Annotated in this window: 20 protein-coding genes; 5 read left to right on the forward strand and 15 right to left on the reverse strand. The window is 63.0% G+C overall.

What is annotated here, in order from left to right; genetic code table 11:
• Positions 1-36: 36 nt before the first annotated feature.
• Positions 37-258 carry a hypothetical protein gene (locus tag H2510_RS12850; protein ID WP_186628697.1) on the reverse strand — a complete coding sequence of 74 codons (222 nt, stop codon included), beginning with the start codon at positions 256-258 and terminating at the stop codon, positions 37-39.
• Between the two features lie 126 nt (positions 259-384).
• Positions 385-888, reverse strand: coding sequence for a low molecular weight phosphatase family protein (locus H2510_RS12855; RefSeq protein ID WP_315901360.1), 504 nt, complete (start codon positions 886-888; stop codon positions 385-387).
• A 149-nt stretch (positions 889-1,037) separates the two neighbouring features.
• Between H2510_RS12855 and H2510_RS12860 the strand changes: the two genes are divergently transcribed.
• Complete coding sequence (locus tag H2510_RS12860) at positions 1,038-2,384, forward strand: Hsp70 family protein (RefSeq protein WP_261392911.1); 1,347 nt, start codon at positions 1,038-1,040, stop codon at positions 2,382-2,384.
• A gap of 1 nt (position 2,385) precedes the next feature.
• On the opposite strand, the gene H2510_RS12865 is transcribed toward H2510_RS12860, so the two are convergent.
• Positions 2,386-3,330, reverse strand: coding sequence for an endonuclease/exonuclease/phosphatase family protein (locus H2510_RS12865; RefSeq protein ID WP_186628699.1), 945 nt, complete (start codon positions 3,328-3,330; stop codon positions 2,386-2,388).
• Positions 3,331-3,782: 452 nt separating this feature from the next.
• On the opposite strand from H2510_RS12865, the gene H2510_RS12870 reads away from it, so the two are divergent.
• Entirely contained in the window at positions 3,783-4,736 is a 954-nt protein-coding gene (locus tag H2510_RS12870; protein ID WP_222438722.1) for a DUF1839 family protein, read from the forward strand.
• 15 nt (positions 4,737-4,751) lie between these two features.
• Positions 4,752-7,166 carry a glycosyl hydrolase 2 galactose-binding domain-containing protein gene (locus tag H2510_RS12875; RefSeq protein ID WP_315901362.1) on the forward strand — a complete coding sequence of 805 codons (2,415 nt, stop codon included), beginning with the start codon at positions 4,752-4,754 and terminating at the stop codon, positions 7,164-7,166.
• Here the strand turns inward: H2510_RS12875 and H2510_RS12880 are convergent.
• From H2510_RS12880 to H2510_RS12935, 12 genes are all read right to left on the reverse strand, one after another.
• Positions 7,163-8,128, reverse strand: coding sequence for a glycosyltransferase family 2 protein (locus H2510_RS12880; RefSeq protein WP_186628700.1), 966 nt, complete (start codon positions 8,126-8,128; stop codon positions 7,163-7,165). The genes H2510_RS12875 and H2510_RS12880 overlap by 4 nt on opposite strands.
• Positions 8,125-8,979, reverse strand: a complete 855-nt coding sequence (locus H2510_RS12885; RefSeq protein ID WP_261392912.1) for a glycosyltransferase family 2 protein — start codon at positions 8,977-8,979, stop codon at positions 8,125-8,127. The genes H2510_RS12880 and H2510_RS12885 overlap by 4 nt, the downstream gene beginning before the upstream one ends.
• Positions 8,980-9,204: 225 nt before the next feature.
• Positions 9,205-11,379, reverse strand: a complete 2,175-nt coding sequence (locus H2510_RS12890) for a hypothetical protein (RefSeq protein ID WP_186628702.1) — start codon at positions 11,377-11,379, stop codon at positions 9,205-9,207.
• A complete protein-coding gene (locus H2510_RS12895; RefSeq protein ID WP_315901363.1) occupies positions 11,360-12,655 on the reverse strand; it encodes a glycosyltransferase in 1,296 nt (431 codons plus the stop codon). Before H2510_RS12895 ends, H2510_RS12890 begins: the two co-directional genes overlap by 20 nt.
• 43 nt (positions 12,656-12,698) lie before the next feature.
• Positions 12,699-13,625: a glycoside hydrolase family 16 protein gene (locus H2510_RS12900; RefSeq protein WP_261392913.1), complete on the reverse strand. Its 927-nt coding sequence runs from the start codon at positions 13,623-13,625 to the stop codon at positions 12,699-12,701.
• On the reverse strand, positions 13,622-14,338 hold the full coding sequence (locus tag H2510_RS12905; protein ID WP_186628703.1) for a hypothetical protein: 717 nt from the start codon (positions 14,336-14,338) through the stop codon (positions 13,622-13,624). The genes H2510_RS12900 and H2510_RS12905 overlap by 4 nt, the downstream gene beginning before the upstream one ends.
• A 5-nt stretch (positions 14,339-14,343) precedes the next feature.
• Entirely contained in the window at positions 14,344-15,615 is a 1,272-nt protein-coding gene (locus tag H2510_RS12910; RefSeq protein ID WP_186628704.1) for a hypothetical protein, read from the reverse strand.
• Entirely contained in the window at positions 15,612-17,276 is a 1,665-nt protein-coding gene (locus tag H2510_RS12915; protein ID WP_186628705.1) for a lipopolysaccharide biosynthesis protein, read from the reverse strand. The genes H2510_RS12910 and H2510_RS12915 overlap by 4 nt, the downstream gene beginning before the upstream one ends.
• Positions 17,273-19,069: a hypothetical protein gene (locus tag H2510_RS12920; RefSeq protein ID WP_186628706.1), complete on the reverse strand. Its 1,797-nt coding sequence runs from the start codon at positions 19,067-19,069 to the stop codon at positions 17,273-17,275. Before H2510_RS12920 ends, H2510_RS12915 begins: the two co-directional genes overlap by 4 nt.
• A 33-nt stretch (positions 19,070-19,102) precedes the next feature.
• Positions 19,103-20,044: an amino acid--[acyl-carrier-protein] ligase gene (locus H2510_RS12925; RefSeq protein WP_136170100.1), complete on the reverse strand. Its 942-nt coding sequence runs from the start codon at positions 20,042-20,044 to the stop codon at positions 19,103-19,105.
• On the reverse strand, positions 20,045-21,202 hold the full coding sequence (locus tag H2510_RS12930; protein WP_186628707.1) for an acyl-CoA dehydrogenase family protein: 1,158 nt from the start codon (positions 21,200-21,202) through the stop codon (positions 20,045-20,047).
• A gap of 5 nt (positions 21,203-21,207) precedes the next feature.
• Positions 21,208-21,465 carry an acyl carrier protein gene (locus H2510_RS12935; RefSeq protein ID WP_186628708.1) on the reverse strand — a complete coding sequence of 86 codons (258 nt, stop codon included), beginning with the start codon at positions 21,463-21,465 and terminating at the stop codon, positions 21,208-21,210.
• Positions 21,466-21,792: 327 nt separating this feature from the next.
• Between H2510_RS12935 and H2510_RS12940 the strand changes: the two genes are divergently transcribed.
• On the forward strand, positions 21,793-23,169 hold the full coding sequence (locus tag H2510_RS12940) for a hypothetical protein (RefSeq protein ID WP_186628709.1): 1,377 nt from the start codon (positions 21,793-21,795) through the stop codon (positions 23,167-23,169).
• Between the two features lie 108 nt (positions 23,170-23,277).
• On the forward strand, positions 23,278-24,924 hold the full coding sequence (locus H2510_RS12945; protein ID WP_186628710.1) for an Hsp70 family protein: 1,647 nt from the start codon (positions 23,278-23,280) through the stop codon (positions 24,922-24,924).
• Positions 24,925-24,932: the final 8 nt, after the last annotated feature.

Consider the following 24,932-nt stretch of genomic DNA (forward strand, 5'->3'; position numbering starts at 1 on the left):
ACCTGCGAACGCTACCGCAGAAAGAGTGAGTGGTGCTCAGCTGGCAGCGGCATCACCGCGTGCTGCGGCACGGCGGCCTCCACCGAATCGGTGCTCCCATACGCCGCCTACGAGACGGTGACCTTGCCATCGCCGCCCGCGTAGGGCCTTACGCTGCACGGTCGTCACGCGGACGGCCCACGTCATCGCTTTGCTGTCGGTCGGAAGCTCGGCTTCGGCGAGTACTTCGTCCTCGGTTCTGACCTGATACATCGGCATGTGTCACATCTTGCATCATGCGACGGCAAATTTCCTACCCAAAAAATACCGGACCGTACGTTTGACTGGTAACGCGTATCCAGTGGTCAAGCTAACCGTCCGAGTGGGATTCAAACGGACCGCGAGTCATATCAACCGAAGTATTTCGGGCAGAGTATCGGCTATTTGCTGTCCGATTTCCTCGTACATCTCATGCGCCCGCCTGTACGGATCCTCGATGTCCAAGGTCGAAACCGGGTGTTTCGCACGGGCGTCTGCGATCTGGTCGAGCGAGGTGGCTTCGGAAGACCGCACCAGCTCTGCAGCCTCGAGCAATGTGAAAGTCCGGCGTAACCCACGAGGCGCGATGCCCAGCACAGCGTCCCGGTGGCGGCTGGTCATGGTGAGGATCAGGTCCGCTTCGTCCGCCATTCGAGGGGAGATGCGCCGCGCAACGAACCCTTCGTCGTCCCCGCCCAGTTGACGCAGCACGGTGGCCGCGGACTGGTCCATGGGGTGACCGGTCAGCCCGTGGGTACCTGCACTGGAGGCGGTCAACGCCAACCCCCTTTCGGCGGCGTACGCCACGGCCAGACGTTCGGCGGTGGGGGAGCGGCAGATGTTGCCTGTACAAACGAAGAGGATATGCACGGGGTCTACGTTACGGCGATCGCCATCGAGCAACGGCCGCGCTACAGTATTGCCGAGTGGGGGGCACCGAGAGCGGATCTTCATATCTCTTTCTTCGGCGAGTCCCAGTGGCGTGCGTTCGATACGTGCGCCTCCAAGTGAGGCAGGTCATGACTGAGGTTCTCGGTGTTTCGGTGGGGTCGAGTGCTGTCCGCATGGCTCGTCCCGACTTTCGGCTGTACTCGGCGGACAAGCCGACAGGCAGACAAGGGCTCGATTTCTACAGTGACACGGTCGATGCCTACTGGCAGGATCGCGCGGAAGACGTAGCCGCCGAGTCGATCGGTGTGGTCCTCTCGCAGCGCAACGGAAACCCTGAAGTCGAGGCGACCGGCGTCGCCTACCGCGATCAGCAGCAGTTCGGTGAAATTCAGCAGGCGATGGCGAACCAGCGTCTCTACAACTACCGACTGGTCCCCGAGGCCAGAGCGGCTCTAACCTACCTGGAAGCGTCAGGCGAGCTGGCCAACTTCGGCACGATCGGGCTGTACGACCTGGGAAGCTCCGGTCTGACCATCAGCGTGATCGATCGCGCGAGCGGTGAAGTGTTGCTGGCCGAACGAACCACCGACATCAGCGGTGACGATTTCGATCGGCTGATCTGCGACAACCAACTCTCCAGGCGCGGGGCGGAGCCACCCCCCGCACTCGGTATCGCAGAGTTCACCAGCCGGTGCCGTATCGCGAAGGAACAACTTTCCGTCAACGGCGCAGTCTGCCTTCCCGGTGACAGCGGCGTCATCCTCATCTCCAGGGAGGCGTTCGAGGCGCTCGTGACGGTCCCCATCGAGTACTCGGCACGGTTGCTTCGGGATGTGCTGACCCGATCGCCGCAGTACGTCGATGCCGTGTTCCTGATCGGCGGTGGCGCTCGCATTCCGTTGGTCGAGGCCATCATCAGGTCATGGACCGGACTGCCAGTGGTGACCCCTCGTGATCCCGAGTCCGTCGCAGCCAAGGGAGCAGCCCTGCTCGCGACGCCGGTGGAGAACCTGGCCACCGAGGCCGCATCGTCTTTGGCACTCACCGGTGCCCCCGAATGGCTGAGCCCGGAGCCCGTCGACAGACCTGCGACGTCCACCCGAAAGGTTCGCGGCGCGGCGCTCGTTGCGGGCGGGCTGGCAATCGTTGCCGCCCTCGGTCTCACTCTCGGGTACGGCAATTCCGACAACTCGACAAGTGCGCCCACGGACAACGTCGAACCTACGACGACCATGCCGTCGACGACACGCCCCGCGCCGTCCACAACCACGGTGCCCCGGCCGACGACCCAGCCGGTGGCTCCGGCGCCGGAGCCGGTCGAGACCTACGAGGCACCGCAATACGAGGACCCGACGCCCGCTCCTGCACCACAGCCGGCACCCGAGCCCCCGCCTCTGATACCGGGTCTACCCGGCCTGAAGCTTCCACAGTTCCAGCTACCCCCGCCGCCGGTGTTCGAGCTGCCGCGGTTCTAGTTCACGCGCCCGGCAGTCGAAGTCGGGCGGACACCGCGAGGTGGTCGGAGTCGGGGATCGGGACGGGGTGCACCTCGAGTGCATCGACCGTATCGCTCGTCACCACGTGGTCGAGCTGCGCCAGCGGACGGTCCGACGGGAAAGTGCGGAACAATCCCGAACCCGCCCGTTCGGCGGCATCGACGAAGCCTGCGCTCGCCAGATCGCGGAACTGTCTGTGGTCGCCTGTGGCGTTGAAGTCCCCGGCAACCAGCACCGTTCCCGGGTAGGACTCCATCAAGGCGCGCATGCGGTCGAGGTCCTTTGCCCACTGCACGGTGTCACGAGGTGTTGCAGGCGACATGGCATGAAATGCCACCATCGTCACTGCGACGCCGTCGATGACGGTATTCGCCTGAACCGGTACGAAACCGAAGTCGGACAGTCGCGTGCCGTCGGTGAGAGGAGTCCTGCTCCACAAGCCTGTGCCGTCCGAGACAGGCAGGGCGGCGGTGAAGCTGTAGGGCAGCAGATCGTCGATCCCAGCGCGGGTGAGGGCGTCGACCTCGGCGGGGGTGAGTTCTTGCACGGCGAGAAGATCGGCATTGTTCGTACGGATTTCGTCGACGATCGCTGCGGCATCGGCATCGCCGTGCGCGACATTGACCGTGAGGACAGTGATGTCCGGCCCGGTGGCGGTCGCGGTGTCTGCGATGAACCGGGGGATCTGGATGCCGACGAGGAGGATCGCGAGCGTCACTGCGGTGACCAGGCCGACGCGTGAGCGCGTCACGGCGAAAAGGATCGCTGCCACGGCGGCGAACACCGCAAAGTAGGGGGCTCCGACCACGAGCGCCACGAGCATGATCTGTGTCACGCCCAGTTGGCGAACGGCCAGCATCGCGATGGTGAAAACCAGGATTGCCCATGCAACGACAAGTGCCGACCCACGTAAGACGCGTCGCACTGTGGCGCCTCCGGTTTTATGAGCCGCACGCGGCAATAGTTGACTGAAATATTGACTAGACTCACGCTCATGGCCAGCTCAGACGCGGTATGCAAGTGTCGTCATCAGCGGACTGCGCATCAGCATTATCGCAAGGGAAGCGACTGCTCGCTCTGTGATTGCAGCCGTTTCCGACGGCCCGTTGTGTCACGTCTTATTGTTCAGGCCAGCCGCCAGCTTCAGCGCCTCAAATAATTGTACAGTCTTTGATTGGACGCTAAACAGACCGATCGTTTAGTATTGAGTCCTCGATTCAGGCAAAATGGGCAATTCGGCTTCGACCCTGAGCCTGTCATCCGGCAGGAGGCACAGTGGCGTCAGACAGTTCGGTCATCTCCAGGTATGCCGACGCGGTCGCGTCGGACGGCACGGGCACTACTGAGGCAGTACGACGGTCTTCCACCGAACTACGCCTGCTGAGCCTTGCCCCCGCTACGTACGCGACGCATTCCATCCACTCCCATGACCGTATATGGACCGAAACCAACTGCTATGTCGATCTGTGGATCGAACTCCTCCATTCGCTGGGCGCCGATCCCATTCCAGCGTTGGCATTCGTGTTGAGTGCCGACTGCGACGGTCGGCAGTGGGACTTCGTCAAGATGCAGTCAGAGGATCTCCGTGCGCTCTACGGCATCGACGTGCACGAGATGAACGTGTGGCGTCCGGTCCTCGACCACATCCGCGAGGGGCTCGAGGACGGCGTGCTCGTCACCGTGGAGGTCGACGGCTTCTGGTTGCCCGACACCTCGGGCACCAGTTACCGCAACAACCACACCAAGACCACCATCGTTCCGAACTCGCTCGACGAAACCGAGAAGGTGCTCGGCTACTTCCACAACCGCGGTTACTTCGAGCTTTCGGGCGCAGATTTCGACGGCGTGTTCAATCTCGCCCCCACTCCGCACCCCGAGGCCCTGCTTCCGTACGTCGAGCAGATCAGGCTCGGCCGCAACACCATCGCGAGCGGTGCAGGTGACCGCGATCTCGACCTCGCGCGTGCGCACTTCGCGCGGAGGCCGTCGAACAACCCCGTCGACGCACTTGCCCGACGCGTCATCGCCGATATCCCACTGGTCCAGCGGTCAGGCCCCGACGCATTCCATCTGTGGTCGTTCGGTCTGCTCCGTCAGTGCGGCGCGAGCGCCGAACTCGCCGCAGACCTCTGCGGGTACCTCGAGGCCCGCGGCGTAGCCGGTATCGGCGCGGCCGTGCCTCATTTTCTGCAGGTGGCTCAAGGGGCGAAAGCCGTTCAGTTCCGCATGGCCCGCGCCGCGCGCGGGCGTGCGGTGTCACTCGAAGAGCCACTCGCGGAGATGACCGCGAGCTGGAGTGCGGCGATGGATGCCATCTCGATCGCTCTGTGAGTGCAAGATAACTGGGTGATCAGAGATCTCGAGGACTTTCTGGACGGCGCCGAGTGGCACCTGACTGCAACGGAACCGGGATCGTGTCTGCATCCTGATGAGTTCGGTGAGGACACCGAGCAGTGCGTCGCCCTGGTGCCCGGCACCGTCGCCTCGGTGGTGGACCGGCCGGACCTCGACGCGTTCGACTGGTGGTACACCACCTCGGTGTCGGTGCCCAGCGACGTCGCTACGACTCTGACGTTCGAGGGCATCGCGACGAGGGCAACGATCTGGGTCGGCGGCGCGGAGGCCGCCCAGGTCCGATCCATGTTCGTACCGACGACCCTCGATATCCCGGCCGGTACCCCCGTCGTCGAGATAGCGGTGCGTGTCGAGTCGATGGACGTCGTCCTCGGCAGTAGAAAGCCACGAGGACGCTGGCGATCCTCGCTTGTGGACAAGCAGGGCCTGCGGCACGAACGCACCACCCTGCTCGGTCGTGCCCCCGTGTACGGACCGGTTCCTGCCCCGATCGGCTTGTGGCGCCCGGTGACGCTACGGCCACGATCGCGTGCGCGACACTGTCGGTTCCACACCACGGTCGAGGGGACGAACGGGGTGCTGCGAGTCCGTGCAGATCTCGACGAGACGGTCTCGACTGTCACCGTCGACGTCGGCGAGCAGCGGTTCTCCTACGCCGTCGGCTCCTCGGATTTCGATGTGTCCGTGACCATCCCGGATGCCCGACTCTGGTGGCCGCACACGCACGGTGAGCCGGTTCGGTATCCCGTGTCCGTCACCGTCGACGACGATCCTGTGCACAGTGCAATGGTCGGCTTTCGCCGAACCGAGTTGCTTCGGCATGGGCGGTCGGTGGACCTGAGCGTCAACGGTGTTCGGGTTTTCGCTCGCGGCGGTTGTTGGACCCCTCTCGATCCGACACGCCTGTGGGTCGAGGAAGAAGTCCTGCGTGCGGAGTTGCTGCGTATGCGCGACGCGGGACTGAACATGATCCGCATTGTCGGCACGCTGGTGTACGAGCAACGTCAATTCTGGTCCCTCTGCGGCGAATTGGGCATCATGGTGTGGCAGGATGCCATGTTCGCCACCACCGATCCGCCGCAGGACTCTGAATTCGTCGAGGTTGTCGAACGCGAACTCGAAGCACTGTTCGCGAGCATCGGAGGCAACCCGGCGTTGGCCGTCGTCAGTGGTGGCAGTGAGATGCAGCAACAGCCCACGATGCTGGGGATCGCCGCTGCCGATCAACAGATCTCGTTGCTGGACAGTGTGATTCCCAAGATCCTCGAGGACTGTCTCGCCGGTACCGCCTACGTCACCTCCAGTCCGTCGTCGACGTCCGGTGAACTGCACACCCACGTCGGTGACGGAATTGCGCACTACTTCGGTGTCGGAGGCTATCTGCGGCCGATCGCCGACGTGCGCACGGCGCGTGTACGTTTCGCTGCCGAATGCCTGGCGTTCTCGATCCCGCCGGAGCGGCGAGCGGTGGATCGAATGTTCGGCTCCGCCAATGTTGCCGGTCATCATCCCGAGTGGAAGTCCGCGGTGCCGCGCGACCGCGGATCGTCCTGGGACTTCGAAGATGTCCGAGATCATTACGTTCGAACCATCTTCGCTGTCGACCCTCACCTCGTCCGTCGAACCGATGCCGAACTCTATCTCGACTACGGCCGCGCAGCCGTGTGTGAAGCCGTCACCGCATCCTATTCACATTGGCGCAGAACAGAATCCGAGTGTGGCGGCGCATTGGTGCTGACCCTCCGCGACCTGGTCCCGGGAGCCGGTTGGGGGCTCCTGGACTCCGCAGGAGACCCGAAGGCGCCGTGGTACAGCCTGGGGCGTATCAGCAGCCCGATCGCGGTGTTCATCGTCGACGACGGTCTCGACGGTCTGAGCATCGAGATGGTCGACGACACATCGGAACCGCTGCTCGGGATTCTTCGGGTGTCACTGCACGGCGCGACGGGCCGAATCGGCGAGCCCTATGAACAGTCGATCGAACTCGCGGGACACAGTTCGAAGATGCTTGCTCTCGATCGGGTCATCGGAACGTTCGCCGACGTCAACCACGCGTATCGATTCGGGACCCAGACGTACTCTTCGGTGGTGGCGGAGTTGGTGGACCTCGCAGGCGTTCGAGTCGCCGAGGCCACTCATCTCATCGGTGAGACGCAAGTTCGACAGAACGATGTGGGTCTGTCCGCGTGCGTCGAGCCAGTGGAGTCAGGTCGGTGGTCGCTGACCGTGTCGACTAACTCGGCCGCTCAGTACGTATGCATCGACGTCGGCGGATTCGACACCAGTGACTCGTGGTTCCACCTCGCTGCAGGGGCGAGCCGAACGGTGACCCTGACCGGCGAGGGATCGAAGCCGGCAGGACACGTGCGCGCGCTCAACTCGGTGAAGCGAGCGCAGATCCGCTAACCGGAGGTACGGCTCAATCGTCCACGTGCATAACCGAATCCGGCTGCACCAAGGCTGGCGACGACAGCGAGAGCACCCCACAAGCGGGCTGGGTTTCCCTGTGCCGCCGCAACGGTTTCGCGCCGAACTGCCCGTGGCAGAATTTTGGCCGTGTACGAACGCTCCGAAGACAAGGCGTCCCCTGGGCCGATGAGACGAGCGATGGCAGCTTTGGAGACCCCCTCGGCATAGCTCCGCGAGAGAAGATACCGAGGCCGCGTCCGATCGGCGCTGACGTTGTGGTCGACGGCGATCGACGGGTCGAAGAGGATCTGCGCTTCGGGGTGCGTCTGACGGAGCCTGATGCACAGTTCGGTCTCTTCGCAGCCGAGCGGAATGCGCCCGATGCGGCCGATCCCGGAGATGAATCCGCCCAGCTCCACGATCGGCGCGCGACGGAAAGACATGTTGGCGCCCATCAAATTACGAACCGTCGAGGTAGTGGTGGGCTGGCCCCGGTAGGTGCAGCCCACGATCCAATCCAGCTCACCCGGTTCTCCCGCGACCGCGGTCGGTAGGAAAACGGGACGAGAACTGGGCCAGACCGGGTGCGCGGACCCGCCTACCGCGTAGACCGTGGGGTCCGCGTAATGCGCCGAAATCGATGCAATCCATTCGGCCGAGCGTGGTGCGGCGTCGTCGTCGAGGAACACCACGATGTCACCCGATGCGAGGTCCAACGAGGTGTTGCGAGCCCCGGACAAGCCACGCGGATGCGAGTTCTCGACAACGTTCACGGCCGAACTGCGAGGCAGAAACTCGGCCCGCGCACGCTCGAACAACCGCTCGTTGTGGTCGATGACGACCAGTAGTTCCGTCGCGGCCATGGACTGGCCCAACACGGCATCGACTGCCGCACTGAGGTCTTCCCAGCGATCGAGCGTGTAGGCGCAGACGACGACCGACGAGGTGAGCTCGCTCACGCCGATTTCTTGTGCAGCGGAATCGAATTCAGTTCTGCGAAGACCTCGAACGCCTCGAAATCCAGGTCCATGTCGGTACGCGCATCGTTGGTATTGCGGCTCGGGCGTGGGATGGACTGCTTGGCGAGCCGACGTGCACGCAGACGTTCGGTGAACAGCGTGCGGAGTACGCGGAAACCATCGGAGAACGTGCGGAGGTTGGACTGGCCGTAGATCCGAGCCAGCTCGATGCTCGGCACTTCCTGGATTCGAACCTCTGCCTCGGCGAAACGGCAATTGATGATGGTCTCGATCTCGAAGCCATCGCCCCAGAGCATCTCGCCCTCGGCGTGCTCCTGCTCGAGTGCCGGCAGGTCCAGTACCGGCACCAGATCGCGCCAGAATGCGTTGTAGCCGTAGCACAAATCGGAGAACTTGGTCCCGAAGAGCGTGTTCGCAACCAGGTGCAAGCCACCGTTACCGGCGCGACGCAGGGGAGTGATGTCATGGCTTCCGCCGCCCGCGGTGAAGCGGCTGCCCTTCGCGAAATCTGCACCGGCGAGGAGCGCGTCGACGAAGCGTGGGATCTCGTCCGCGTTGGCAGAGCCGTCGGCGTCGAACATCACGATGATGTCGCCGGTTGCGGCTTCGAATCCGCAGGCAAGAGCGTTGCCCTTGCCCTTGCGGGTCTGCTTGATGATGCGGATGTCTCCGCGAATCTCACGAGCGGCATCGATGGTCCCGTCGACGGAACCGCCGTCGACCAACACAAGTTCGTAATCATGCGAAAGCAGCGGCAGAACGTGCCTCAGATTTGCAGCCTCGTTGAGAGTGGGGATCACGATGCTGATGCGCGGGTTCATGGAGTTCATTCCCATTCCAAACAGGTATTGGTGCGTTAACCGACTTAGGCTTGAAACATCTGCGGCGCGACCCCCGGCGGATCCCACAGACTGGACAAGTGCACGTTCGGTTTTTCGAACGCGACATCCTGTTTTAGACCTGCATATACCTTAAAAGATGCTTTGAGATTGTCAAGCTGCACGTAAACATTCTCTAATGCTGGTTATGAGACGTTGCTCATACCAATTGAATGTTTAATCCACTGGCCGCTCGAAGACGAGAGTGTCAGAGTCCCGTGACAGCAACGACCAGGCAGGATTCGACCGCAACCAACGCTCGAACGTCTCCGCAGCACCCTCCTGCATGAACCCGTAATACTTCATCGACTCGAGCGACTGTCGGGTCAGAATTACGTACGACGGCGTGTCGCGTTGCGACGCGTCCCAATCGAAAGCTTTCAGTTGCTCGGCCGTCGGGAACTCGAGCATGTATTCGGGGCCGTAATAGTTCAGGGGCGCGTCGAACAACTCGTTCGCCTCGGCCTGTTCGACGTACTTTGCCGTCGACCTGATCGGGTAGCCGGCGGGATAGAGCAGGGTGAACGTCGAACCCGCGGGCGCTTGCGCGACCAGGTCCCGCGTTTGGTCGACCTGCGCACGATTCTCGATGATCAACGGCCACAAGCCGAAGTAACCCTGCAACCCGAAGGTCGCTGCGCCGACGGTCCCCAGAACCGCAGCTCCCATCGCGGCGCGGGTGCCTACTCTGCCCAGGGTGGAACGGGCCGCAGACGGCTCCATGTCGAGGGCGGCGAGCAGCATCGGGGCGATCAGCAACGCACAGCCGGGAATGGCGTACAGGTACACCCGGAAGATCGCTTCGCCGCCGTAGCTCTGCCCGGCGAGCAGAGCGATCGAACCGAAGGCCATGACCATCGGCGCCCAGAACGTCTTCTTGGTTCGCCAGGCGTACACGATCGATGCCATCGCCAGCGCAAAGACACCCGCCGACAAGGCCCGGCACACCAGGGAGGTCACCTGCTTGCCCAGGATTCCCGGCGCCTGAACATTGCTCGCTGCGTTCTCCACCGGATCGAAACCGGAGAGCAGCCCGTACGGGGCGACGATGGACAACCGGGGATAGAGATAACCCAGAAGAATGATCGCCAGCGGAAACATGAGCCACCACGGCTTGGCTCGCCGCGTGACGAGCAGAACTCCGGTGACTGCGAACAGCCAGTATGGGGTCAGTTGGTGCGTAGGAACCAACGCCGCGAACGGGATGATGGCAAGGAACCCTGCCACCCGCAATTGCATCGAGGCGAGCAGTAACACCATGAAGCCCACGGCGAGAACGAAACCGAGTGCCTGCGGGGCGTAGTAGTCCTGGCCGACCCAGTTCACCAATTCCGCGATCATCGCCGCGGTGACCGCGACGCGTCGCCGGAGCTTCAGAACCCGCGCGAGCGAATAAACGAACACCGCAGTGAGGACGTGAATCATCGGTGCGAAGACGTGCGCGAGGGAGAGGATTCCGAGGTTGCTGACCTGACCGAACCACGCCGTGACCACGAAGAAACTGGGCCACTGCGAGTAGATGTCGATTCCATTGGGCGGCAACGCCCCGAACGCCAAAATGTATTCGGTGACTGCGACGTGCTTGTACGTCCACTCGTACACCGGAGCATCGGTCACGAGCGTGACCGTCACGCGCTGCACGAGAATGGCCACACCGATAGCAGCAACAGCGATCCGCAACTGATGACGGCGAACCGCCGTCAGAAAAGCGACGACCACCAGGGCCATGCAGATGACCAAGATGGGACCGGTGCCGGCGGACAGAAGCCCGAACTGTGAATAACCGGCGCTCTCCAGCCCTGGCAGGGCGGGCAGCCACAGCACGACGGCCAGCGCAAGCAAGAGGCCGGCGACATTCTGACGGAGGAATTCTCGATCCCATACGATCTCGGCGGCGCGCTGTACGCGTCCGCGAATCGACTGACGCGAGAAGGACTGCCGAGCCCACTCTCGCCACCCCTGCACGTCAGGCCATTCGCTGTGCCTGCGATACCAGAGAACCGAGGATCCGAGCTGCGCCAACGCCACGATCGCGGTGATCCAACGAGGTGACCACTGGTAACCCCACATGGCTGCCGTCGTGACGAGAACGAAGGACGCAAGACTCAGGATGGGAACGGCGGCAAGTCGAGCCCGCGGCGGAATGTAGATCCAGGTCAGAATCGCCGATCCGGGCCCGGTGAACACGGTCACCGCGAGAAGAGCAGCACGAATAGGGGCGGGCAGCGGTGCCATCGCCACCAAAGCGGTGACGGCGGCAAGAACTGCTACGTCGGCGAATCGAATGTCAGGGCGCCGCGACGTCGACGCTCGATGGGTGGCGTCGCGGACATCAGTCGAGGACAGGGACACGGCTCACCGCCGACAACGGTGTACGGACGCGGCCCTCGCGTCGACTCCGACGCAATGCACCCGGACCTTTGGCGATGGACAGCAGCTCCATCCGGCCTATCCCGTCCGGCAGATCCGCAGCGAGATCGTCCGGGGGAGAGGCGACCTTGCTCATCTTTACCGACAAGCGGACGGCACTACCCAGCCTTCGCACCGCGACGCGTACCGCGAGAGATGCGGCCCGGCGATCCGTCGCCACCGTCGTCAACCATGCCCCTAGCCCGAGCCCGTACCCGCGAGCCTGGACCGCGAGTGCGTCCGAATCTGCGCGATGACGATGCCACACGATCGACGCAGGCTCGTAGACCAATTGGTCCCCTGCCATGAGCACGCGGAAGAACATGTCGAGGTCCTCACCGCCATTGGTCGGGGACCCGACGCCCAATGCTTCGTCGAATCCACCGAGATCGAACATGCGGTCGCGGGAGACGGCGAAATTCGCGCCCGTGCCGTACATACCGACCTGGAACGGGAACAGAGGAACGTCCGCAGGAGGATGCGCGAGGTCGTAGATCCGAGGCGTCACCGAACTGGCCCAGCCGACGCGTCGATCGAAGTAGGCCTGCGCATGAGTTCGGATCTCCCCGCTCGGGACGATCCCCGATACGCACGTCACCCGATCGCCGCGTCGGAATCCGCGGGCAATGCTGCGAAGCCACAACGAGTCGACGGCCACGTCGTCGTCGGTGAACGCCACGATGGAGTGTCGGGCGGCACGCAGACCTGTATTTCGTGCACGGGACAACCCTGCGATGGGCTCGGACACGACACGAACCCGTGGATCTGCCAGTGACCGAACGTAATCGACGGTCGCGTTCGTCGGCGACGCATTGTCGACGACGACGACCTCGAAGTCCGGGTAGTCCACCGCCAGCACCGATGCCAACGCCCCGCGCAGATGATCGATCCGATCGCGCGTGCAGATCACGATGGAGACAGCAGGCTCGAGCGGGTGCAGAGCCGAGACGGTAGCGTGAGATTCTCCGGGATCTACGACGTCGAGTTTGCGCACGCGTTCGATGAGAGTGTCGACGCAGACGCAGCCGTCCAGGATCGGAAGCTCCACGAACCCCATCGGGTCCATGCCGTGCCGAACGAGAAGCCGTGCACGTGAATACCCCTCCGCATCCGACAGGGACAGGGACTCTGGCAGCTCGTGCTCGATGTCGACGTCGCCGATCCAGAGTGCGCCGTCCCATTCCGGCGACTGCAATCTTTCGAGTGCGGGGTTCAACACGGGGGAGATCCTTTCGATACAGCCATGGTGGTGCAGAAGAGCTTCAGTCGGTTCGGTAACGAACCCAGTCGACGGACATCGTGGCGGGAAACTTCGTCTGTGCAGTGGTCGGTCCCGGCCAGTCTCCTGCGACCGCAACGTTGAACAAGAGATAGAACGGCTTGTCGAACACCCAGTATTCGTCACCGCCGGTCAGATCGGCGGGTGTGATCGTAGAGAGAACGGTCTCGTCCATGCCCGTGACGACCTTGTCCGGCGACCGTTCGACCCAGTAGGTATGAAAGTCCTCGGACAGCGGTTCGACCGGAATTCCCGACGTGCCCGACTTCTGGCTGTTCAGGCTGTCGGCCTGCGGGGCATGGATGCCGGAGTGGTAGTTGTCGGCGGCATTGAGCGTCTCGATGACGTCGATTTCGCCCGCGATCGGCCAGCCGACGGAATCGATGTCGGTGCCCAGCAGCCAGAACGCCGGATGGAGTCCCTGGCCCGCAGGCATTTTGATGCGAGCTTCGACGCGACCGTAGGTGAACTCGAATTTGTCCTTCGTCGTCACCCGCGCCGAGGTGTATCCGCCGGCAGTGTCCAACGCAGAGATGTCGAGGTTGCCCGACCCGTCCTGAGCCGAGTTGTCCGTCGAGTCGGTGTAGTCCTGTTTCTCGTTGTTTCCCCACCCGGTTCGGCCGGTGTCGTAACTCCATTTGCTCGAGTCGAGAGCGCTACCGCGAGCGGCGTCGAACTGGTCGTAGACGGTGAACTCGCTGCCGTTTCCGCTGGCGTCGGATTCTTCCTTGCCCTCGCTCGGCTGCACCCACAACTCTCGATAGGCGACCGTGCCCGACACTGCCACCGTTGCCGCAACTACCGCGACGCTCAGTAGACGAGACCAGAGCTTGCTCTTCGGCGGCGGAGTCGAGCCTGGTGACGGGAGCCTGGAACACTCGACGGTCATCGGGTCTACCTGTTGCGTCATCGTTTTCCGAAAGGATTCGATATAGCAGCGGAGGACACGATCTTCATGCGGCGAGCCGTCGAGCGATGCGCTACCGCCAATATCACTGTCCCGGCGAGGATGGAATAGACGACGATTCGCTCGACGGCGCCGATCCCGATTCCGACACTGTGACCGCCGATGTACAACAACGTCGCGGTGAGTGCGATCCCGCCGAGAGTCGTCACAGTGATACCGATCGTGCGGCGGAGCGAGCGGTGACCACCGGCGACGATCAGCCCGAGGCTTCCGACGACGAAGAACACGGTCGCGCCGAATGAGTGCACGCCGTAATTCAGGCCCTGGTTCACTACCCCGGCAACAATGCCGCCGAACCCGGCCACGCACAGGAGAATACCGCCGCGGACGTCGACGACACCGGTGACCATCCATGCCGTCGCGGCGACGACAAGGGAAAGACCGAACAGTGCGATGGACACGTTCATCAACGGATACAGCGAGCTGCACGGCCAATTGCCGGTCGGCCCGCAGAACGCGACACCGAGTTCACTGACGAAGTTGGTGCGGTAGCTGTAAAGCCCGCGCCAGGATGCGGCAACGACGAATTCGACGAGAAGAACCTGCAGCACCGCCAGGCCTGCCCAATAGCCGATCCGGGCCCACAACGAAGCGTCGGGACCCGTCGTCGGCTTGCCCTGCAGCGCTGCGCGGGCTTGTCGAAGCTGAGTACTCATGGTGGTCACTCCTGGCCGCTGAGCATAGCGATGGGATCGGACAATGCTACGTCCAAGGCGGACTGGACGGTTTCGACGTCGAAGACATTGCCGTGGAACGACGCCGACACCTGGAAAGTATCGCGGACGTGCATGGACGTGATCACCACCGAGTCGGGGAGCGCAGGTTCACTGAGCGGATAGAACCGGCTCTTCCCAGGTTCCGTGGTCCATGTGATGCCGTCCAATTGCCGTATCCGCCCGATGTCGGAGAACGTCAGCCGGGCGTCGGCGTTCGCCGGAACGGTATCGACCGCGGTGGCAGGTAACGCCGCGCGGGTACGCAGATACGACAACGCGCTCAACGCCCCTGCCGCGAGCGGACGTCCACTGTCGATAGCGTGGGCGACGGCACCGTGGACCGCGCGTGGGGATGCAGGATCGAGGCCGTGAAAGTCGATTCCGACCGCGAAATTCCCGAGCACCAGATCGCTTTTCGGAAGATAACGTCTGCAATCGAACAGGAAGGTCAGTGACTGTGCGACGGAAATTCCTTGTGCAGCAATTGCATTCGCGACGGCACCGCACAGCATCGATGCTACCGACAGGTCGGGGGCGTTGCGATCACGCCAGCGGCGAAGTGCCGTCGGAGCGCCTGCCCGTGACGTCGCCGTTGCCACCGCGGGTGATCGAGTCCACGGTATGCGTCTCGGCACTGCAGTGGTCTCTGCTCTGGTCGACGTCGAAGCAGAGCATGAGGCACGTAGCCGTCCGGACAGAACAGCGCCGACCTTGCATGGATTACGAACAGCCCAGCCGGTGAACGCCCGTGGCAGAGGACTTTTCACAACGGGTGCCGTCGCCCAGGCAGGGAGAGGGGGATTCTCGGAAGGATCGGCCAGATAGGCGTAGAGCTCTACCGGCAGCAACGCATCGCTCAATCCATGCGACAGATCCAGAAGGAGGTACTCACCGGCAAGGCGGCCACGCAACGGGACGTCCGTGGACGCCGTCGACGAGAGTTCGACGAGGGCATCGGCGATACCCGCTGCCGTGATCGGCGGCGCGGATTCCACGTCCGCGCAGACAGCGTCGGGTTCGTACACCCACTGCTGCGTCGACGGCGTGACGCGCAGGCCCAGTCGGGCAGCAGGGCCCGCGGAGGCCAGCTTGCGAAGGCGCGCTCTGACACGTTCGATGCCACCGAAATCTGCAGGCCCGAGCCCGCCGATGAGCCGAGAATCCGACCGCAACATATCCATTGCAGTTGCCTTGTACGTGATCGCGTTTCGGCTCATGGCGCGCCACTCTCCGGTGCCGGCCGACGGTAGGGGGCGTGGATACGGCCAGGGTCGAAGATGCGAGGCCTGGAATCGATGTGATGCGCACCGCTGGTGCTGTACTCGCGGGCGTAATCACCGTTCGCGAACTGCTGCGGCCGTTCGGCCAGGCCTGTCGGGTACGGGCGTGGCCCGGGCGGGGCGGGAGGAAGCGGGTCCTCCGGTGGAGGCGGGCCGTCATGATGCGACAACAGCCTGATCCATCGAATCAGCGGCACGATCAACACGAGTGCGCCGAATCCCTCGGCCGCCAGGTATGCCCAGCCGACAGCGGCGATGCCGAGTGAGGACGACAGGCTCAGCGAGCCGATGATGATGATCGACGTCGCGATCACCTGCACCACGACAGCCAGCCGCATTTTTCGTTGGACACGCGCAAGGCCGTCGTAGAGCGATCCCACGACCGAGAGCGGAATGGTGAACGCAGCAAGTTGGACGATGATCGTGCCGTTCTCGCGGTACTCCGCCCCCACGATCCCCAACCCGAACGGTGCAATGAACGCGAGGAAGAACGAACCACCCAACGCCACGACGCCGACCATCGTCATGAAACGTTTGGTCAATCGCGAGAATTGATCCGGGTGTGCGGCGACCTCGGCGACGAACGGGCCCACGAGGACGCTGATCAGGATGTACAAGGCACTGACTATCGACCAGGTCAACGAAAAATACGCGTTGCTCTCGGTGCCCAACGTGGCCACCACAATCATCGGGATCAGCAGCGGAGCGAGTGAACCGAGTGCAGTGATGCCATAGGCGGATCCGAAGTACGACCACAGTTCGCGGCGCGGCGGAAGATTGGGTTCCAACTGATATCGCGGCTCGGTTCGCAGCGCGCGCAGGATATGGCGAAGAACGACAACCGACGCGATGACCGCAGGGATGGCCCAAGCCGCGATGATCGACGTGCTCCGAGCCGTCGCGAACAAAGCAAGAAGCAAACCGAATTTCACGACGGCATGAAAGACGTTCTTCGCCGCTGCCCAGCGTGCGACTCCGAGCCCGGACGACGTCTGATCTTGCAGCGCGAACACCGCGAGTACCGCAACGAACAGTGGGAAAGTGACGATTTCGGCGGTGCTGGTGAACATCTTGTCGACCGGCGCGACGAGCAGGAACACGCACCCGAGGATGAACGCGAACGCAGTGATCGTCAGGTAACCGCGCACGACGAAAGACCTTGCCAGTCGGCCGGAATCGGGCAGAAACCGCTCGTACATCGATCCGAGGCTCAGGTTGGACAATGTCGAGAGCATGACGGCCGAGGTGATCACCGCGGAGGCGCTGCCGACCTCGGCCACCGGGTACAAGCGGCCGGCTGCAGCCCAGAACAGCAACCCGAGGCCACCGGTGATGACGGTGGACAGCATCAACGCCAGAGAATTCAGTGCCAGGTTGCGGTCGGAACTCTTGCCATTCGCGGCCTCGTCGGGTAACTGCGGGTCCGCCGAGCCCAAGGCCTCGACAGGATGAGGTATCTGAGCTTGGCTGACCTTCTGGATCGGCATCGTGTGGGACATGAGGCCCATGTCCCAACGAACCGGCTCGAGTGGATACCACTGGAGCCGCTCGAGATTGTCGTGTCGCGGTGGTGCGATCTTCGGGGCGCGGTGTTTCACAGAGGCTGCCACCGCACGGGTACAGGCGGCGCGGGCAAGCCGATCTCCATGTCGAAGGCCTCGTTCACCGCGTCGACGAGCTCTCGGCGAACCGTTTCCCGCAGATCGCGGCTGTACAGCGAGTGATCGCCGACCTCGAAGGACTTGACCGTCGTCGAGCCGGGTCGGGTGTCGGACTTCTTACGCAGTCGACGCATTCCCTCCGGGCCGCGGTTGTCCACGAACCATGCAGTGTCCGTCGGAGACAGAAGGACAGTGGTTCGCACGTTCTTCGACTCCAACCTGCGTAGAGAAATCTCCGGAACCTGGATGAGACCGCGCAACCCGAGCCACAACCACACGCGATACGGCATCGAAGGCTGCATGGCGTTCTTCACGCGCACGCCGACATGGTGCAGGCGATCCAATGCGGACGCGACAAAGCCTTTGTCCTCGTGCACCATCGAGGAACGCTTGACGAATTCGAGCCGTTTGGTGGTCCAGTCGAGACTGTTCAACAGGACCGCGGAATTCACGCCGAGTTCGGCTGCCGCAAAGCTGGAATACCAAGATCCCGAGCACATCCCGGACACCATGACGTTGCGCGGTCCAGCTCCTGATTGCTGCACTGCCGTCAGTGCATCCTCGTTGCCTTTTTCGCTGTAGAGCTCGGTGATCTCGTCGTCCGACACCGGGCCACTTTCGCCGGTGCCGCGGCGATCGAATCGGAGAACCGAAACACCCTGGGCAGCAAGGTAACGGGCAATCTCGACCCACAGCCGGACAGGTCCGACTCGGTGTTCGTTCGCGGTCGGGTAGAGAACGAGGGTCGGTCCGCCCGTCGAGCACGACGGGGAGGTGGTCCTGATGGCAAACAGGGCGTTCGGCCCGAGGGATTGCGTCGTCTCGACCACGGTACTTTCGCCGCTGCCGAACTCGGCGTGATCACGCAGTGGCACTGATACCGGTGCATCACTGCCGTCGAAGCGGTCCGAGAGCCAACGAGTCAGATGGGTGATGTCCGCGGTGGGCAGCACCACCTCGAAATCCGAAGGTTCGAGAAACAGTTCGTGATCGGACAGGGTGTGCTCTTCGGCGTTCTGCTTCTCCACCAGGGCCCGGAGGGGCTTGGCGTCAGCGCGTTCCGGGCGGGTGGCGACAAGTACAGGGCACGCGATCGGTTCGAGCTTGGAGATGTCGAGAGCCGCGAGGTCCGAGGCCACATCCGGGTGCAGCACGGCACCGATGATCGACACCCGCGCGTCCTCCTCGGAGTCCTGCGTGACACTGACCGAATACAGGGCACGCTGCTCACGCATGTAGGAGCGACCACGAACGACCGGGTCCCACAGGGCAACTGCGGTCAGTGGACCGGCCTGCGAGAACGCCGAAGCGCTCAGTAGTGCGCCGGCGCGCAATCCGACGAGCGCCACCGCGTCGACCCCGCTTGCGCGCACGAACCCGGCGGCCGTGACGATGCTGCGGGTCCACCTCGAGACGATGTCTTCCGAGTCCTGATCGCCGGCGGAATCTCCGGTGCCGAAGTAGTCGAACCGAAGCACGAGCAAACCCGAATCGCACAGCTTCTGCGCAAGCAGAGTCAAGCCGCGGTAAGAGTCGACCTGCTCCTTACCCAATGGCGGACAAAGGATTACACCGCCCCGTGCGCGCCCACCCGCGGGTACATGCACGGTTCCGAACAAGCTTTCCGATTCGGGGCCGAACCACGTCGAGTACTTTCCGCCGGCAGTATGCGGATTCACGTCGACATGAGAGGTGTCCATGTTCCGCTCTGCCGTACTTCGGGTGCTCACAGGACGATCCCCTCGTTGTTGGTTGTCGTTCGCTCAGCGGGAAATGGAAGCGGGCCACTTTCGACTGTCGAGGCCGTGGGTGCGCAACATCGCCAGTGCGATGCGCTCCATACCGAAGCCGACGCACGCGCTGTGTGCGGGTTCGCCGTCGACCGTGGAAATTCCGAACGTGTGACCGAAGTGGTCACGGTGGCAATTGCACGAGACCACAGCGGTGCCGTCGTCGAGATCTCCGTAGAGTTTGACGACGAGTTCGGTCTTGAGGTTCTCGTTGCGCTGGTTCGCAGCCAACATGCGGCCTGCGCGTCCGAAGAACGGGTCGTTGGCGATGACGGCTTCGGCTTCGAGGCCGAGGTCGGCAAGCACCTCCATGCCGCGCACCACCCAGCGTTCGCGGTGCGCGATGGCCTCGTCCGGAGTGCCCACACGAACGTACTCGTGCATCCGAAATGCTTGCATCCGTGCGGGATCCACAGCTGGCTCGTGGCGGAAACAGTAACCGTAGATGTCGAGCAACCGACCGTCTTCCGGAAGTACGCCCGTCATCATCGAGTACGACGGGTGGCATGCGGCCGAAACGAGCATGGTGCCTGCGGACTCCAGGTGGTGATCCCAGTCCTTGCCTTCGGCGCGGTCCGCGAGCAACGAGGCATGGGCCTTGTTGTCACCGTCGAAGGTGTTGATGGCACCGGTCAGATTGGGAAACGAGGCGATGTAATCGGTGCGCTCGAATGCTTCCCGCGGGAAAACCGGTGGGAAGCGGAATCGCGGAGCCGAGAATCCGTGCTCGGACCGTCCAGCTGCGTCGACGACCTCGTCGATTCTGTCGATGATGTCCTCGAACTCACCCGAGCGGCCGTAGAGACCCTCCACCGAGCTGGGTACGAGAAGTTCGGCGGCAACGAGTTCCTCGCGGAATCGTGCTCGCGCCGAATCGAGTTCGGAAATTTCGGTGGGGTTCGCGTGTGCAGTCATTCAGTTACCTTTGTAGACGAGCGCAAGTTGGGAGTTGTGCCCGAGAATGCGTTCGTTGCTGACCATGATGGCGGAGCCGTGCGCGTCCCGCAGGTGACGACCGATGCTCATGTCGGAGTCCTGTCGGTAGCCGGAAATGCCGCAGATCTGCAACGCTTTGCCGACGATGTCGATGACGAGTGACGACGCAGTCACCTTGAGGTTGTTGATCCGCACCGCGAATCCGATAGCACCGAGATCTCCGGGGGAGTCCGCAATGGCCTCGTACTTGGCTGCCGCGCCGAATACCGCGTCGACGAGCTGCTCGTGCACGACGTAAAGCTCGGCGAGCCGAAGTGCACTCGGCGGGGTGACTCCCGGCGTGCGACTGGCAGCCTTGCGAACGGACTTGCGCGCCTTGGCGACTGCCGCATCAGCGATACCCAGCCACGCGGCACTCCAGAGCACATGCGCGGCAGGCAGCATCGTCTGCGCGGAAATATCGCCGTAGCTGTCACCGAGAATGCTCGACGTCGTGGCAGTTGCTTCGAGTTGGAATCCGGGGCTGCAGGTTCCACGGAACCCGAGGGTGTCCCAGTCGCCGGTGCGTTCGAGCACGACATCCGGCTTTTCGCAGACGACCAACACCTGATCGCTCGGGGGACTGTCCACCGAGCGGCGAGCCGTTGCGAGGACGAACTGTGCGTATTCGCCATAGGAGATCACCGGCGCGGTTTTCGACAACGTGATCCGATCGCCGTCGTATTCGACCGCGCACCCGCTGGTTCGCACGTCACCACCGATGTTGATCTCAGTGGTCGCCGAGGCCACCAGCGGACGTTCGAGAACGAACCGACGCAGCAACGATTCCATGGCGTCGGACTTGCCGTGCCGGACGATGCTCAGTACCTGGGACTGATGCATCACGAAGATCATTGCCGTAGAGGCGCATTCTGCGCCCAGTGATCGTGCGATATGCGCGAGTTGGGTAAGGGAAAGACCGCCGCCACCGAAGTGCGCGGGAATGCCTGCCTCGAGGAGACCGGATTGGCGGATCGCCTCCATGGACTCGGTCGGGAATCGTGCATCGCGATCGACCTCATCGGCGAACGAACGCACCGTGGTCAGTACCTCGGACATGTTCGAGATGTCGATGGCGTCCCGGTAAGCGGTGGTCATAGCCCTCAGTCCGTGAGCTGTGCGACGGCTGTGGCGATGGACTCGATGCTGGCGAACGTGGCCTTCTGCAGCATGGCATCGGGGAATTCGATATCGAACTCGTCCTCGAGAGCGATCATGACGTTGACGCTGGCATGCGAGGTGAGGCCACTGTCGTAGAGATCGGCCGAGTCCTCGATGTCCGAAGCTGGTAGTGGAAGCTTCCCGAATTTGTCCAGAACTTCGCGAATCCTGGCCACATCTGCAGCATTGAGTGTTTCCATACGAACCTCCACTGAATCTCGTAACTTTCCGAGACCGGACGGCCTCGTACTGACTGTTGGTTTGCAATACATCGATGTTTGCAACCCAGCTGTCTCCCCAGACCTTCCCAAACAATATAGTAGATTGTTTTGAAGCGGTGGCTTGAATCGTTCGGCTGCTCTTGGATTGGTTTCCGACCAGCAGGTTTCCCTGGGATCCGGATTTCAATCGAGATGAGCATCACGGCTGTGTGGGGCCTTGTCCTGCCCGTATGCGCCTGAGGTAGGTGGGGTGAAGAAGTACAGTGAGGGCTTCGTCGGGCCAATAAATGAAGGAACTCAGTGCCGGTGAGTGGAGTCTGCGGCATAGCCGTGGAGCCGAGTGTCGTCCGGATCTCTTACCTCAGAGACGGACGCCGCATCGAGGATTCGATAGACGCCGAAGGAGCCCATTGGCTCCTGAACGGCAAGCTTGCCGACTGCGGACCGTTCGACGATGTCGTACTTACCGGACGCGATTCGGACGTAGTGGCCTCGCTCCTGGAGTCGCTCGACAGTAGTGAAACCTCCACAATTCGAATGGTCGACGAGGGATCGGCGGTGCTCGCCTACGCGCGCTCGATCGGGAAGCTCGCGACGGCGCGGGCATTGCTGGTGCTCGACCTCGGAACGAACGGTACGACCGCGCTCACGTTGGATGTAGCAGCAGGCGACGTCACTCGAAGTCGACGCACTCCGATCCTGTCGGGTGACGCACTCGACCGGATAGTCGAGAAAGTCGTCATGGCCAAGAAGATCCTTCCCCCCGCCGAAGGCTCCGAAGGTCAACGCGAATACCGCGTGTTCTTCCGCGACCTCAAAGAGATGCTCAGCACCGCTGCGGGTGTCCGCGCGCCGAACAACGGGCCGGTGCTGATCACTCGCAACGAATTCGACGACGCCGCAGCTCCGCTGATCCTTCAAGCACTCGCGTGGGCGGCCCCATCGACTCCGGATGCGGTGTTACTCATCGGTGGTGGCTCGCACATGCCGATCGTGCGGTCACTCGTCGAACGCAGGTGGGCCGTCGACGTCATCGTTCCGGATTCACCGATGTCGGTCATCGCGGAAGGTGCAGCGCTAGAGGCCGCACCGATCGCTCCCACGATGACTCTTGCGACGCTGCTGGCGGAGCATCATACGAGCACGCCTCCTGCCGTAGTTCCCGAGCCGGCTGTAGTTCCCGAGCCGGCTGTAGTTCCCGAGCCGGCTGTAGTTCCGAAGGCGGCTGTAGTTCCCGAGCCGGCTGTAGTTCCGAAGGCGGCTGTAGTTCCCGAGCCGGCAGAGGCGGCTGTAGTTCCCGAGCCGATGAAGACGGTCCCCGCGTCGCGAAGTCCCCGTCGTGTCCAGTGGTCGGTAAAGGACGCCTCCTGGCTGGGGGCAGTAGCCACGGTGGTTCTGCTGGTCTGGGCAATCGTCGCGGTACGAGGCAATACAGCCCCTCCTCCCGGGATCGGAATCGATCCCGGTTCGATCCCTGCTGGAAATTCCTCGGTCGCCGAGAGTGTGCCTGCGCTGCCGGAATCGATCCCGATGCCCGAGCCGGGGCCTGTGCCAGAGCCGGTGGACACCTTCGATCCCGTCGAACCAGGCACCGATCCGGATACCGGCAATATCGAGTACACCGAGGACGGTTTCTACTACGACGACGGCTATGTGGCCGAAGACGACTCGGATGTGAATTGACCCCAGCGCTGACGGGGCCACGCCGCACTTCGGCCACACACCCGGTAGCGTGACCCGATGGGGCGAGTATCGGAGTCAGACCGTCTACCGCAAAGCGAGGCAAGAGAGATGACTGTGTTGTTGGGGGTGTCCATGGGTGCCCACGCCGTGCGTATGGCTCAGCCACGCAACGGGACGGCCAATGCTCGCGTCTCGTCTACCCGTTTGCTCGAAGCCCCTCAGCAGTTGTTCTTCCACAATCAAGTCATCGACACGGTCGACGATCACGTCGAGTACCTGGCCGCTGAGTCGATCAGCGCGCTGGCCGCCGAGTCCGAGCCGTCGATGACGACCGGCGTCGCGTACCGGGACGCACATCAGGCAGACACGCTGCACCGCGCTCTGGAGAATCAGCACCTGCAGAACTACCGCCTCGTGCCCGAGGTCGAGGCGGTCCTCGAATACCTCGTCGTCAGTGGTGAAGCTGCGGGTTTCTCGACCGTCGCCTTGTTCGACTTGGGAAGTTCGGGTCTGAACGTCAGCGTCGTGAACCTGGCGGCCCGTCGAGTCGTCGTCACGCAACGCTCCAGTGCGTTCAGCGGAGATCTCATCGACGAACTCCTTCGTGACAATCAGCTCGCACGCCTCGGCAAGCCGAGCGATGCCGCCGACATGGACTTGTTCGAGCGTCGGTGCCGTGTGGCCAAGGAACGGCTGTCGAGCAATGACGCGGTGTGCCTGCCCGACGAAAGCGGCATGATCCTGCTCTCGCGGGACAACTTCGAGGCATTGATCGCCGATCACATCGATCAGGCCATCGAGTTCGCACGCAGTGTTCTCATCGAAGCAAATGTTCCTATCGACGCCGTCGTTCTCATCGGTGGTGGGTCGCGTATCCCGCTCGTTCGTGAACGGGTCGGCCCATCTCTGCATTTGCCGGCGATCACTCCGAACGAGCCGGAAACTGTCTCGGCCCGTGGCGCAGCACTCTCGGCGCGTCCGTCGGCGTACCCGCAGGATGTTCCACCCCGGACTATGCCTGCGCGCCCCACTCCTGCAGCGGCGGTCCGACCGGAGCCTGTGCCTGTACCCGTGGCTGCCTTCGTTGCGCCTCGACCTGTCGAAGCGATTCCGACCGCGCGGAAAAATTTACCTGCTGCAGACACGGGTGCACGGCCGTTCTATCCGCCGAAAGCCCCGCCCGTAGCTCCTACTGTTGCCTCACCTGCCGTTGCTCCTGCGTCGGACGCGAGGGAAGTCGAATCGGCTTCGCCCGCCCCGAAACACTTCGCGCTCGAAAAGGTCTACTGGCTGGACGCGGACTACGAGGAAGACGACGGTGAAGACGAAGACGTGCGTAAGCGACGTCGAATTCGGGCGTGGTCCGTAGTCGGAGTTGCTGCTGCAGCGGTGATCGCAGTATCTGGATTCGTCGTGACGCGTCCCAACACGGCTGCTGTCGTCGAGACCGCGGTGACGCAGCCGCCGGCCACCCCGAGCACGGCAGCAACGCCACCGCCAGCAGCACCCCCGGTCATTCCTCTCCCGCCTCCGCCGCCGCCCGCAGGGACCATTCCGGAAGCTCCGGTTGTCGAGCCCGAACCCGAGACTGCCGAACCGACGCGCCAGCAAGTGACCGAGGAGCAAACCTCGGAGCAGTCCTCCGAAGCTGAGGTCGCACCTCCACCGCCACCTCCGCCCCCACCACCCCTGATCCCCGGCCTGCCGGACTTCACGCTGCCGACCTTGCCGCCGCTCTTCCCGCCCGCTCCCTGATCCAGGTT

This window comes from Rhodococcus sp. BP22 (assembly GCF_014281965.1).
GTDB lineage: Bacteria > Actinomycetota > Actinomycetes > Mycobacteriales > Mycobacteriaceae > Rhodococcoides.